General features: G+C 45.9%; 13 protein-coding genes. 6 read left to right on the plus strand and 7 right to left on the minus strand.

Annotation, left to right across the window (positions count from 1 at the left end; translation table 11 throughout):
- Positions 1–49: 49 nt before the first annotated feature.
- A complete protein-coding gene (gene serS / locus ACWA50_RS10590; RefSeq protein ID WP_431052342.1) occupies positions 50–1339 on the minus strand; it encodes a serine--tRNA ligase in 1290 nt (429 codons plus the stop codon).
- A gap of 309 nt (positions 1340–1648) precedes the next feature.
- Here serS and ACWA50_RS10595 point away from each other — a divergent pair, with 309 nt between their 5' ends.
- The 6 genes from ACWA50_RS10595 to ACWA50_RS10620 all read left to right on the plus strand — a co-directional run bounded on the left by ACWA50_RS10595 (position 1649) and on the right by ACWA50_RS10620 (position 9268).
- A complete protein-coding gene (locus ACWA50_RS10595; protein WP_431052344.1) occupies positions 1649–2857 on the plus strand; it encodes an aldose 1-epimerase family protein in 1209 nt (402 codons plus the stop codon).
- A gap of 198 nt (positions 2858–3055) precedes the next feature.
- Positions 3056–4510, plus strand: a complete 1455-nt coding sequence (gene aldA / locus ACWA50_RS10600) for an aldehyde dehydrogenase (RefSeq protein ID WP_431052346.1) — start codon at positions 3056–3058, stop codon at positions 4508–4510.
- Positions 4511–4769: 259 nt separating this feature from the next.
- Complete coding sequence (locus ACWA50_RS10605) at positions 4770–6350, plus strand: L-lactate permease (RefSeq protein ID WP_431052348.1); 1581 nt, start codon at positions 4770–4772, stop codon at positions 6348–6350.
- 49 nt (positions 6351–6399) lie between these two features.
- A complete protein-coding gene (locus tag ACWA50_RS10610; RefSeq protein WP_431052350.1) occupies positions 6400–7119 on the plus strand; it encodes a (Fe-S)-binding protein in 720 nt (239 codons plus the stop codon).
- A 10-nt stretch (positions 7120–7129) separates the two neighbouring features.
- Positions 7130–8533, plus strand: a complete 1404-nt coding sequence (locus tag ACWA50_RS10615) for a LutB/LldF family L-lactate oxidation iron-sulfur protein (protein ID WP_431052352.1) — start codon at positions 7130–7132, stop codon at positions 8531–8533.
- A 30-nt stretch (positions 8534–8563) separates the two neighbouring features.
- Positions 8564–9268, plus strand: coding sequence for a LutC/YkgG family protein (locus ACWA50_RS10620; RefSeq protein ID WP_431052354.1), 705 nt, complete (start codon positions 8564–8566; stop codon positions 9266–9268).
- On the opposite strand, the gene ACWA50_RS10625 is transcribed toward ACWA50_RS10620, so the two are convergent.
- From ACWA50_RS10625 to ACWA50_RS10650, 6 genes are all read right to left on the minus strand, one after another.
- A complete protein-coding gene (locus ACWA50_RS10625; protein ID WP_449343101.1) occupies positions 9252–9692 on the minus strand; it encodes a hypothetical protein in 441 nt (146 codons plus the stop codon). The genes ACWA50_RS10620 and ACWA50_RS10625 overlap by 17 nt on opposite strands.
- Positions 9649–10137 (minus strand): ESPR domain-containing protein, encoded by a 489-nt coding sequence (locus tag ACWA50_RS10630; protein WP_431052357.1) that lies wholly within the window; start codon positions 10135–10137, stop codon positions 9649–9651. Before ACWA50_RS10630 ends, ACWA50_RS10625 begins: the two co-directional genes overlap by 44 nt.
- Before the next feature lie 44 nt (positions 10138–10181).
- Positions 10182–10763, minus strand: a complete 582-nt coding sequence (locus ACWA50_RS10635) for a hypothetical protein (protein ID WP_431052359.1) — start codon at positions 10761–10763, stop codon at positions 10182–10184.
- Positions 10750–12075: a hypothetical protein gene (locus ACWA50_RS10640; protein ID WP_431052361.1), complete on the minus strand. Its 1326-nt coding sequence runs from the start codon at positions 12073–12075 to the stop codon at positions 10750–10752. The genes ACWA50_RS10635 and ACWA50_RS10640 overlap by 14 nt, the downstream gene beginning before the upstream one ends.
- Before the next feature lie 135 nt (positions 12076–12210).
- Positions 12211–12483, minus strand: coding sequence for a hypothetical protein (locus tag ACWA50_RS10645; protein ID WP_431052363.1), 273 nt, complete (start codon positions 12481–12483; stop codon positions 12211–12213).
- 111 nt (positions 12484–12594) lie between these two features.
- Positions 12595–12966, minus strand: coding sequence for an Imm8 family immunity protein (locus ACWA50_RS10650; RefSeq protein WP_431052365.1), 372 nt, complete (start codon positions 12964–12966; stop codon positions 12595–12597).
- Between the last annotated feature and the right edge of the window lies 1 nt (position 12967).

A 12967-nucleotide genomic window follows, 5' to 3' on the forward strand; every position in this document is an offset into this window, starting at 1 on the left:
CCCTCCCTCCGCCAGCGGAGGGAGGCTTATTCCTGAAAAGTGCGGTCTGTTACTTGCCGATAAACGCCAATCCGCCCATATACGGTTGCAACACACTTGGGATCGCAATTGAACCGTCGGCTTGTTGGTAATTTTCTAAAATCGCCACCAAAGTGCGTCCAACCGCCAAACCCGAGCCGTTCAAGGTATGCACCAAACGGGTTTTCTTATCCCCTTTCATTCGGCAACGGGCTTGCATACGGCGCGCTTGGAAATCCCACATATTGGAACAAGAGGAAATTTCACGGTAGGTATTTTGCGCCGGCAGCCACACTTCCAAATCGTAGGTTTTGCTTGAACCGAAGCCCATATCACCGCTGCACAGCAACACTTTACGATAAGGCAAGCCCAACAGTTGCAACACTTTTTCCGCGTGCCCGGTTAACTCTTCCAATGCGTCCATCGATTTTTCCGGCGCAACGATTTGTACCATTTCCACCTTGTCGAACTGGTGCATACGAATCAAACCGCGGGTATCACGTCCGTAAGATCCCGCCTCGGAGCGGAAACACGGCGTATGTGCCGTCATTTTGATCGGCAGTTGCTCTTCGTCTAAAATTTCACCGCGCACCAAATTCGTCACCGGCACTTCCGCAGTCGGGATCAACGCATACGGCTGCTCGCCTGCCAGCGCGGCAGTATGAAACAGATCTTCGCCGAATTTCGGTAATTGCCCCGTGCCGTATAGGGTTTCATGATTGACTAAATACGGCACATAGGTTTCCAAATAGCCGTGCTGTTCGGTGTGCAAATCCAACATAAACTGGCTCAACGCACGGTGCAATTTAGCAATCTGCCCTTTCATCACCACAAAACGCGCCCCCGCCAGTTTCACACCGGCGCCAAAATCCAAACCTTGCGCATTTTCACCCAGTGTGACGTGATCTTGCACCGTGAAATCATACTGTTTCGGCTCGCCCCAACGCAACACTTCCAAATTATCCTGCTCGTCTTTCCCCAATGGCACTTCGTCCGCCGGGATATTCGGAATGTTCAGCGCGATTTGTTGCAATTCGCGCTGTACCGCCTCAAGTGCGGTTTTAGCTTGTTCCAATTCATTGCCCATTGAATCGACTTCCGCCAGCAACGTCTGAATATCTTCCCCGCGCGCTTTCGCTTGCCCGATACTTTTCGAACGGGCATTACGCTCCGCTTGCAAGGTTTCGGTTTTCACCTGCAACGCTTTACGCTGATCTTCCAGTTCGGTGATTTTCGCCGTATCCAAGTTAAAATTTCGTCTGATTTTTAGTTTTTCAGCAGTTTCTGCCAGATTATTGCGCAATAAATTCGGATCAATCATCTTAATTTGCCTGTGGTTTTTGTCTATGTGAAAGCGCACGGAATAACCGCACTTTGCCTAAAAATGAGGGTTATTTTAGCCCTTATTCCACTAAGTGACTAGTCTAAAATGGAAATTCTCATCTGAAGCACGCTAAAACGCACAGCGAGTTTGATCCTCTCGTCTGCGATTATTCGATTTTCTGTGATCGACCTCACCAAATAGAGCAGTGGCAGTTTTTATTTTGACAAAATTGACTACAATTAAATCAGCTTAATCGTTTTTTCTTATGTATAAAGCAATTCACCAAACCCAAAAGGAGTCATTATTATGAAGCGTTCACTTATTGCAATCACCTTGCTTTCCTTATTAGCCACCCCGGCAATCGCTAAAGAGTTTGTTATCACAGATGCCCAAGCCGGCACGGATGTGGGGAATTGGAGTATTGATAATAAAGCGTTGGGGATCGACAAAACGTTTAGTGTCAAACAACGCGTGCTACACGGTGGCAAACAAGAAGGCGTGCGCGTGATTGATATCGATAACGGAGTGATGACAATTACCCTGATTCCAACGCGTGGTATGGATATTTTCGAAGTCAAGAGCGGTGATATCCGCTTGGGCTGGGATTCGCCGGTAAAAGAAATCGTCAACCCTGCTTTTATCGAATTGGAAAGCCGCAACGGCTTGGGCTGGCTGGACGGCTTTAATGAAATGATGGTGCGCTGCGGCTTTGAATGGACCGGACATCCGGGAATTGACGATGACGGACAGTTGCTCAGTCTGCACGGTCGCGCCGGTAACACCCCGGCTTCAACCGTAATTGTCGATATTGCCGACGAAGCGCCTTACACCATTACGGTCAAAGGTTCGGTATATGAGAAAACCTTCAAGAAAAACGACTATGAAGTGTGGGCGGGCTTGAGTGTGGTACCGGGCGAAAAATCGTTTGCATTGCACGATGAACTGACCAATCTGGGCGATTATGAAAACGAATACCAAATCATTTATCACAGCAACTACGGACAACCGTTGTTGGAAGACGGCGCCAAATTCAGTGCCGCAATCAAAGAGGTTTCACCGTTTAACCAACGTGCCGTCGGCGAAATGAAAACCTGGAACCAATATGCCGGTCCAACCGTTGATTATGATGAAACCGTGTATAACATCGTGCCTTACGCCGATGCCAACGGCAAAACGCTAGCGATGCTGGAAAACAAAGCCGGTGATAAAGGTATCGCCGTCGGGTTTGACGTAGAACAATTGCCGGTGCTGACCATGTGGAAAAACACTGACACCTTGAAACAAGGCTATGTCACCGGGATCGAACCGGGCACCAGCTACGCGTATAACCGCAAATACCAACGCGATCTAGGCTTAGTGCCGAAAATCAAAGCCGGTGAAACTAAAAAATTCGATCTGACTTTCACCATTTTGGACAGCAAAGAAGCGGTACAGAAAGCGGCACAAGCTATCGCTGATATTCAAGGTGATCGCGAAATTACCGTGCTGGAAACGCCATTGGTGAAATTGCCTTAATGACCTCTTCTCCCTCATTATCAAGGCGCTATTTGGCGCCTTGATTTTTTCGGCTAACGCTATCATACGGATAAAATGTTACTTTTTTGCTAATTAATTGTTGTTTTTGTGAACTTTGACACCTTATTGATACTGAAAATAGGTTATATTTGAAACGCTTTACACCATTTCTTTTCCTATCAACCTAGCGAGGTGCCTATGACAATCTCAGCAGTCAAAAAACTAGCAATGTATATTAACGGCGAATTTGTTACTGATTTTAACGGAATTTATCGTGATGTGTTAAACCCGGCAACCGAAGAAGTGATCGCGCACGAGCCGAAAGGCGGAACCGCCGAAGTCGATTTGGCCGTCGCCGCCGCCAAACAAGCGCAAACCGAATGGGAACAAACCCCGGCGGTGCAACGCGGTGCGTATTTACGCAAAATCGCGCAAGGCATTCGCGCAAGAGAACAGGAATTGACTGATACCATTGTTGCCGAAGGTGGGAAAACCAAAGAACTGGCGCAAGTGGAAGTGTTATTCACCGCCGATTATCTGGATTACCAAGCGGAATGGGCACGCCGCTACGAAGGCGAAATCATTCAAAGTGATCGGTCGAACGAGAATATTTTCCTGTTTAAACGTCCGCACGGTGTGGTTGCCGGCATTTTGCCGTGGAATTTCCCGTTTTTCCTCATCGCGCGTAAAATGGGGCCGGCGCTGTTGACCGGCAATACCATTGTGATCAAACCCTCCAGCGTCACCCCGATTAATACTTATATTTTTGCCGAAATCGCCCATGCCGCCGGTCTGCCGAAAGGGGTTTTTAACGTGGTCAACGGCGCAGGCGCAGAGATCGGCAACCACTTGGCACAACATCCGCAAGTCGATTTGGTCAGCCTGACCGGCTCGGTCGAAGCCGGGCGCCAAGTGATGATTGCCGCCGCACAAAATATTACCAAGGTATCCTTGGAATTGGGCGGCAAAGCTCCTGCAATCGTATTGAAAGACGCGGATTTGGATCTGGCGGTCAAATCCATCGTGGCTTCACGCGTGATTAACAGCGGGCAAGTGTGCAATTGCGCCGAGCGGGTTTATGTACATCAAGACGTACACGACGCTTTTGTCGGCAAATTGACTGCCGCCATGCAGCAAGTGCGGTTCGGCAATCCTGCAACCGCGCAAGATAACCTGGATATGGGGCCGCTGGTCGAAAAAAGAGCGGTTGACGCCGTTGCCGCCAAAGTGGAAAAAGCCGTCAGCCAAGGGGCTACCCTGCATTTGGGCGGAAAGCGCCCGCAACAAAAAGGCTTTTTCTTTGAACCGACCATTTTGACCAACGTGAAAAATGACATGGACATCATGCACGAAGAAACTTTCGGTCCGGTGCTGCCGGTTGCCACCTTCGCCACATTAGACGAGGCGGTTGCAATGGCAAATAACAGCGTCTTCGGCTTGACCAGCTCGGTTTATACCGAAAGCCTGAATGACGCGTTTTATGTCACCCGCCGCTTACAATTTGGTGAAACTTACATCAACCGCGAAAACTTTGAAGCAATGCAAGGTTTCCATGCCGGCTGGAAGCAATCCGGGATCGGCGGTGCCGACGGAAAACACGGACTGGAAGAATATTTACTGACTCAAATGGTGTATTTACAAACCCCTCGCTAATACTGATTGAGTACTCCTTTATCCAACCGCACTTGGTATAACAAACCGATCAAAGTGCGGTTTTTTACCGTGCAATTGTTTAAATTTAAAGCAACCTGTTGAAACCACTCCATTTCTAGCTATTTTAATCACAAAATTGCGATCTATATCACAATTCATTTTCTTTTATTACATTAATATAACACCCTGCAATAGCAATGTTATATTTATGGTTATTTCTTAACATTTCTCTTTTTTATATAACCCAAGGACTTTTATAATGGCTTTAACACTCAGTCTTTTTCCGATCGTTTTGCTTATCTATCTAATGGTGAAACGAAACAGCATGCCTTCTTACATCGCCCTTCCTCTAATCGCCTTATTGGTTTATGTTTTACAATTAACTTATTTTGAGCAAGATTTCACCCTGCTCAACGCCAATGTGATTTCCGGGATTATTTCCACCCAAACGCCGGTTACGATTATTTTCGGTGCGATTCTTTTTAACCGCATGATGGAAATTTCCGGTGCGATTAATGTGCTGCGTCGTTGGTTATCGAATATCAACCCGAATCCTGTTGCGCAATTAATGATTATCGGTTGGGCGTTTGCCTTTATGATTGAGGGTGCTTCCGGTTTTGGTACGCCTGCCGCGATTGCCGCGCCAATTCTGGTCGGTTTGGGTTTTAATCCGATTAAAGTTGCGGTCTTTGCGTTAGTGATGAACTCAGTGCCGGTTTCGTTCGGCGCCGTCGGTACGCCGACTTGGTTCGGATTTGCCCCGTTGAATCTGGGGGAAGATGTGTTGCTGGATATCGGGTATAAAAGCGCCTTGATCCACTTCTTCGCCGGCTTAGTCGTTCCGGTGATTGCGTTACGCTTTGTGACCACATGGCAAGAAATCCGCAAAAACATACTGTTTATTTACCTGTGTATTCTGGCGTGTACCGTACCTTACCTGCTACTTGCCAGCGTAAACTATGAATTCCCGTCTTTAGTGGGCGGCGCCGTCGGCTTGTTAATTTCCATTTTGTTGGCAAATAAAGGCATTGGCTTGGCAAAAGGCGAGCAACATGACATGCAGGATCCGGTTTCCGCGGCAACCGTCTTTAAAGCGATGTTGCCAACCATGATGTTGATTGTCATTCTGATTGTCACCCGTATCCACCAATTAGGTATCAAAGCCCTACTGAACGACGCCACCACCTGGTTTAGCGTTTCGCTGGGTCATTTCGGGCAATTTGAAGTCAGCCGCGCGTTGATTCTTTCCCTGAAAAACATTTTGGGACAAGGCGTCAGCGACAGTTATAAAACCCTGTATGTACCGTCTCTGATTCCATTTATTGTGACGGTATTCATTTCTTTATTCTTGTTCAAAGTCAAAGCTTCGGACAGCAAACTGATTTTCTCCAGCACCTTTAAGCAAACCAAAAAACCGTTTTTTGCCTTAATCGGCGCCTTGATCATGGTCAAATTGATGTTGGTCGGCGGCGAAAATTCGATGGTGCAAACAATCGGACGCGATTTTGCCGCGGCAACCGGCGCGAACTGGACTTATTTTTCAGCCTATTTAGGCGCTATCGGTTCTTTCTTCTCCGGATCAAACACCGTATCCAATTTAACCTTTGGCGGCATCCAATATTCGATTGCGCAAACTACCGCACTTTCCATTCCGTTGACCTTGGCGCTGCAATCCGTCGGCGGCGCAATGGGAAATATGGTGTGTATTAATAATGTGATCGCCGTTTGTTCAGTGTTGGATGTTAAAAATCAAGAAGGCGCAATTATCAAGAAAACCGTTATTCCAATGGTAATTTACGGTATTATAGCCGCACTGGTCGCAACCCTGATTTTATCTTAGTTTTTTCTGCTGCCGATATTCGGCAGCAACTTATCTTGTTGGAGTATCAATGAACGTTAATTTTTATGTCACCTGCATTGCAGATGCACTAAAAGCCAATGTCGCCAAGCAGAGCGTGTTGTTATTAGAACAGCTCGGCTGTGACATCACTTTTCTGGAAAAACAGGGTTGTTGCGGGCAACCCGCCCTCAACAGCGGTTATAGCAAACAAGCCATTCCCGCTATCAAAAACCTGATTACCACTTTTGAAGCCAATGACTACCCGATCGTCGCACCGGCGGGATCCTGCGTCTATGCGATCAAAACCTATGCCGATTATCTGCAAGACGAACCGGAATGGGCGGCAAGAGCGGTCAAACTTGCCGATCGTTTTCATGATCTGACCGATTTTATCGTCAATAAAATCGGACAAACCGATGTCGGCGCCAAATTGGACGGCAAGGCGGTGTATCACCCGTCCTGTAGCCTGTTCCGCAAATTGGGCGTGGTCGATGAACCGGTTAAACTCTTGCAACAAGTACAAGGCTTGGAATTGCTGCCGATTCAAAATCAAACCACCTGCTGCGGCTTCGGCGGCACGTTCTCGGTGAAAATGGCGGAAATTTCCGGCGAAATGGTGACGGAAAAAACCGAACATATCCGCGAAGTGCAGCCGGATTACCTGATCGGCGCCGATGTCAGTTGTTTGATCAATATCGGCGGTCGCCTGAAACGCGAAGGCAGCCCGATCAAAGTCATGCATATTGCCGAAGTGTTGATGAGTCGTTAAGGAGGAAACCATGTCATTAAGAACCAGCGATATTCCGTTTAAAGAGCGGCTTAACGATGAAATTCACAACGAAGTAATGCGCAAAGCCGTGGTGATGGCACAAGAGCGTATCGGCGCCAACCGCCAAAAAATGGTCGACGAATTGGGACATTGGGAAGAGTGGCGCGAACAAGCGAAAGCCATTCGTAACCATGTTCTGCAAAATCTGGACGCGTATTTGTACCAGCTATCTGAAAAAGTGACGGCAAACGGCGGACATATCTATTTCGCCAACACCGCACAAGACGCCACCGATTACATCAAAAAAATCGCCCGTGAAAAACAGGCGAAAAAAGTGGTGAAATCCAAATCGATGGTGACCGAAGAAATCGGCTTGAATCATGTACTGGAAGCGGAAAATATCAAGGTGATCGAAAGCGATTTAGGCGAATACATTTTGCAACTTGCCGGAGACAAACCGTCGCATATCGTGGTGCCGGCAATTCATAAAGATCGCCACCAAATCCGCAAAGTGCTGCACGAAAAACTGGGCTATCAAGGCGAAGCCACGCCGGAAGAGATGACGCTGTTTATCCGTCAGGCAATCCGCAAAGATTTTCTCGAAGCAGACATCGGTATCAGCGGCTGTAACTTTGCCGTTGCCGAAACCGGTAGCGTTTGCTTGGTTACCAATGAAGGGAATTTACGTCTTGCCACCACCCTGCCGAAAACCCATATTGCGGTGATGGGCATGGAGCGTTTGGCGCCGACCTTTGAAGAAGTGGACGTATTAATCACCCTACTGGCACGAAGTGCGGTCGGCGCCCGTCTGACCAGTTATAACACTTGGCTGACCGGTCCGCGTTTAGCGGGTGAAACCGACGGGCCGGAAGAGTTTCATCTGGTGATTGTCGATAATGGTCGTTCCAAAGCGCTCGGCAGCGAATTCAACGATATTTTGCGTTGTATCCGTTGCGGCGCCTGTTTGAACGTTTGCCCGGCGTACCGTCAAATGGGCGGACACAGCTACGGCTCGATTTATCCGGGACCAATCGGTTCGGTACTGTCGCCGATTTTGGGCGGTTATGAAGATTTTAAAGATCTGCCGTATGCCTGCTCGCTTTGCACCGCTTGTAACCAAGTCTGCCCGGTAAAAATTCCGCTGGCAAACCTGTTGCTGAAACATCGCGGCAAAATGGTGGAACAAGGCATTACCCCGACCATGGAAAAACTGTCTGTACGTATGTTTACCCTTGCTAATAATCATTCCGCACTGTGGAAAGTCGGCATGAATATCGGCGCAAAACTGAGCAAAAAGCTGATTAAAAACGGCAAAGCCCCATTGAATATCGGCGCCATTTCCGAATGGACCAAAGCACGCGATTTGCCGGATGCCGAAGGCGAAAGCTTCCGTCAATGGTTTAAAAATCGCTAGGATGTGGGACTGGAATTCAAGGAAAACACTATGTTAGATCAACAAAACAGACAACAATTTTTAGACCGTTTAGCCACACAGCTGGGCAGACCTTTGCGTCAAGAAGTGGTCGGCAATTACCAAACCGTGACGCAACAACCGACCACCCGTTTGACCGAGTTGGATGATGAGCAACGCTGTGCCGAATTCATCAAGGTTGCCACCGAAGTGATGGCGGTGGAATGCGTCGTCACCACCCGCGCCCAAGCGGCAACCGCACTTTTAGAGCTGTGTGACAAACTGCAAGGCGGCGAGGTGATTCTCAACGATGATCCGCGCCTAAACGAATTCGGCTTGACCCAAGCGGTGCAAAGCCGTTATACCACCCACATTTGGTCAGCCGAAACCGGCGAGCAAAACCGCACTTTTGCCGAAAAAGCCAATATCGGCATTGTCTTCGCCGAATACGGTCTAACCGAATCGGGCGGTATCGTGCTATATTCCTCCGCCGAACGCGGTCGCTCAACCAGTCTACTGCCGCAAATCTCGATTGCGGTCGTGAAAAAAAGCACGATCCTACCGCGTGTGGCACAACTGGCAACCGTCCTGCAGCAAAAAGCCCAACAAGGCGAACGCATGCCGTCTTGCGTCAACATCATCTCCGGTCCAAGTGCCACCGCCGACATAGAACTGGTCAAAGTCATCGGCGTCCACGGCCCGATTAAACAGGTTTATCTGATTATCGAAGATTGTTAATCATTCCGGCTAACTTATAAGATGAAAATGCGTTTTCCAAGAGGAAAGCGCATTTGAGATTGCTGACAAACTTACTTCTCTTCCTCCGCGTGCGGAGGGAGTACCATTTTTCGCAAGAAAAATGGGGGGAGGGGTAATATAAAAGTGCGGTCGGGATTTCGCCGTTTCTGACGTCCAAATTAATATTTTGGCTGACCGCACTTTGCGTGGTCGTGCTGTCGTCTTTGCTGACATTGCCCAACGCGCTCATCTCCGCCGACATGCCCGCCATCGCCAGATTGCCCATATCGGTCGACAACCCGCCGCTGACACTCTGCATACTGACTTCACTGTGATTCTCAATATTCTCCGTCGTCAGTGTGCCGGTGCTAAAGTAGTTTTTATTTGCCCTGACCGCTATTCGGGTCGCCCTCTTGCTGGGCATAATTTTGACCCTGCGGAGCTAACTTCACGCCGCCGACTTCTTTAGCGCTCTCGCCGCCGCCGACACTGAAACCGCCACTCACTCCAAGCGTACTGCCTTTGTAATTGGCATGGTTTTCAATATCCCGAGAATCTATCGTGCCTGTGCGGAAACGGTTTTTTCCCTTCGATTCTGCCTGTGCCGTTGAGGTGATTAAGCCGCCACTCAATTCAGTATGCCCCTTCACCGCCACTTGGTAGCCGTCATCCCCGGCAAAAATGCCGGATTGTTCTTGCACACTGGCAATTATTAAATCACCGCCGATAGACACACCATCACTAAAGCGTACAGACTTACCTACCGCACTTCTGCGCTCAGAAGGCGTTTTCGATTTTGCCAGCTCCGAAACAACGATAAATTGTTGCTGGGATTGGCTGAATATGATACGGTGACTCGTTTTGTTCAAATTTAATTTTTTCCTTTTTACTTTCCTACAATTAATTCTTGAATTTAGGCTTGAAATTGAGTTATAACCCTTCTGTCATAATCATATAGTTCAATTTCTTTTGATTCTAATTTTGACCAATTATCAATATATATTTCTTCAATATTATGGAATCTCATTAAATAATGTCCATTTTTTACAATACAAAAAGCTTTAAAATCATTAAATATAACAAAAAATTCTCCAGAGTAATCCGAGATCATTGAACCAAAAACTCTATTATAATTGAAAATACTTGACTTTAATTTAGATACTACACTTGGTTTAAAATAATTTAATATGATATTAAATTCACTTTCATCAAAAATCAGTGGTATAGCATAAAAAAATTTAAATTGAGAAATTATGTCCTCCATATAATTTTTCATAATTGCTTCGTCATCATAATCAAAATTTAGAAAATCAATAAACTTGAAATCCCTTAGAATAAATTCAGTGTTATATTCCTCACATTCAAAGTTTATAATTTTTTTATAAAATGATACTATATTATTAAGCTCAAATTCATTCACATTAAAATCTTTTTCATTTAAATCCAGATAAGGATCACAATATTCATACCAAGGTTCCACTCTAATTATTTTCATAACAGACCTCAATAATTTTCTTTCTATCTGGACGCTGCAACTCAATTGTCATAGGACCTGTTTTACTAGGTCTAAAAATAGCCCTTTCTCCTGATGGAAAAACTGCAATTCGTCTATCATTAGAATATGTGATTTTGGCATCTTTAGTTAAATTTTCCCAATCTGTTTCTATTGATACACCTGCTGGTTTCTTGGCATTTTTTACACCGCTGCCAGCCGTAGTATCAATCGCATCGCTTAAATAATTATTAAATCTTTCCAATGAATTTGCTGTTGAACCTTTAAAGTTGCCTAACGTAATATTTTTGCTGTTTACTTTAACCTCATTAAGCAAATATCCTGTAGAATCTCCAACAACAGGCAATTTATCATTCGCACTAACACCTTTCGCTAAAGGTGATAGCATATTATCGACTGATTTAACCGCAACTGACCCTGCTTTTGCCGCCGGCAGCACTTCCGCAACCACCGTTCCGCCTCTGACTAACGGTACAAGTGCGGTTTCGGCAGTCATCTCTTTGCCATATAGGGCATTAACATCCGCTTGATTGTAATGCGTTCTCAGTAAATCCCCTGACGCACTATCAAATGTTGCCCATTTTTCTGTTGCGCAAGCCGTCGGATGTTTTAAGCATTCCGATAAACTGTGTGCCAAATTGCCGGTGACGCCTCGGAGGGTTTCTGTCGGTGAGTTTAAGGCTGCCCTTGCCGCCTCGCTAAGCGCATTACCGCCGTCTTTCACCCCCTCAAAAACAAGATTATTCTTCACTTTCGGCACAAGGGTATTCGTCAGCAACTGATTGTTTTCTCGATTATACCTTGCAGCTAAATCCGAATATTTCCCAATAGAGTAATACTCGTCGCGTGAAGCACTAAACAGGTTTTGTGGTTTGCCGTCGCTGTTGATAAAGCTCACCGCACTTGATGGCGGCACATCGCCTTTTATACCCGAAGCCGACGAAAGAAAACTGTCCGCCGCCGTATCTTGGCTATCTATCATCTTCGACCAGGCATAATCCACCCGTTGTGCCGCCCGCTCAATCAAACGCCGTTCCGCTTCTGCCACGCTAATGCCCTGCTCTTTGGCAAAGGCTGCCGCATTATCCCGTATCCAATCCATTTCTCTCGGGTGCAGCTGCCGGTTATGCCAATCGGTATTGCCGCCTGCGCTCACCGCTGCCGTCCCGCCGCCGCTTGCCGCCCCTATCGCCATACCGGCGCCGATATCCAATACCGCTTTGCCCACCTCGCCCAGCTCTTGACCCAGCGCATTCAAGTGCGGTGCGGCTGCCGAGGTTGTGCCGCTTGCCACCGCGCCGCTGACATTGCCGGTTAAAACACCGCCCGCTATCGCATGAAGTGCAATTTGTCTTTACTTAAATTAGTTACTATTTTATTTGCTAATTTCTTTTTTAAATTACTTATATCAACATAAGACATATTCATATTATTTACCACCTTCTTGATTAGAAGTGGTTTTTTCGCTCTCCCTACTTACGTTTTTCCACTCTCCATAAAAAGGTGGATCAGGCTCAGTTAAACACCATAATTCATCAGTTTCTTTATTAATATACCATGATTTAAAAAAACCATAACTTACCACACCAACAGGTGCTTTCGTTAATTTAAACAAACCGGATTCACATATATTTTTTTTGAAATCAAAAAAATCATCCCAGTTATTAAATTCTAATCTTGGAGCATAACAAAATTCACTCATTTTAATTTGCTCCTCTTTTACTCTCCATAGAAATCAATTAAAAAACCAAATATAACTCACCAATATAGCATCTTCACTTGAAAAAAGCTTTTGATAAATATTCTATCGATACTATTCCTTAACTGTGGACAAAGTCTTATACCTATCATATTCCCAGAGGAAAAATTTAGATAAATTATTAGCAACCTCATACCAGTTTTTCCCATCACAAAGATTAATGCATTCGTTTATATATTTCAATATTTTGTTAAAATCATAATCATCAACTAAAATGGTATTATTTAAAATAACTGGTTTAACATTATTTAACCTTACCCACTCCAATGTACATATAGACACATCAAAATAATCCATTGCCTCACCATCAATCCCACCAATACCTAATAACAATGTTATATGAAAAACATCATTATTAATAGGAATGTATTCTGCTGGTGAAAACTCACCAAACAAATCAGTTATTAATTTTAATTCAGCTTTCATA

Source organism: Testudinibacter sp. P17/SS/0325, from assembly GCF_053570765.1.

Bases quoted from the DNA above. Each gene is read 5' to 3' on its own strand.
- serS (WP_431052342.1), bottom strand. From the start codon at position 1,339: ATGATTGATCCGAATTTATTGCGCAATAATCTGGCAGAAACTGCTGAA.
- ACWA50_RS10595 (WP_431052344.1), top strand. From the start codon at position 1,649: ATGAAGCGTTCACTTATTGCAATCACCTTGCTTTCCTTATTAGCCACC.
- aldA (WP_431052346.1), top strand. From the start codon at position 3,056: ATGACAATCTCAGCAGTCAAAAAACTAGCAATGTATATTAACGGCGAA.
- ACWA50_RS10605 (WP_431052348.1), top strand. From the start codon at position 4,770: ATGGCTTTAACACTCAGTCTTTTTCCGATCGTTTTGCTTATCTATCTA.
- ACWA50_RS10610 (WP_431052350.1), top strand. From the start codon at position 6,400: ATGAACGTTAATTTTTATGTCACCTGCATTGCAGATGCACTAAAAGCC.
- ACWA50_RS10615 (WP_431052352.1), top strand. From the start codon at position 7,130: ATGTCATTAAGAACCAGCGATATTCCGTTTAAAGAGCGGCTTAACGAT.
- ACWA50_RS10620 (WP_431052354.1), top strand. From the start codon at position 8,564: ATGTTAGATCAACAAAACAGACAACAATTTTTAGACCGTTTAGCCACA.
- ACWA50_RS10625 (WP_449343101.1), bottom strand. From the start codon at position 9,692: ATGCCCAGCAAGAGGGCGACCCGAATAGCGGTCAGGGCAAATAAAAAC.
- ACWA50_RS10635 (WP_431052359.1), bottom strand. From the start codon at position 10,763: ATGAAAATAATTAGAGTGGAACCTTGGTATGAATATTGTGATCCTTAT.
- ACWA50_RS10645 (WP_431052363.1), bottom strand. From the start codon at position 12,483: ATGAGTGAATTTTGTTATGCTCCAAGATTAGAATTTAATAACTGGGAT.
- ACWA50_RS10650 (WP_431052365.1), bottom strand. From the start codon at position 12,966: ATGAAAGCTGAATTAAAATTAATAACTGATTTGTTTGGTGAGTTTTCA.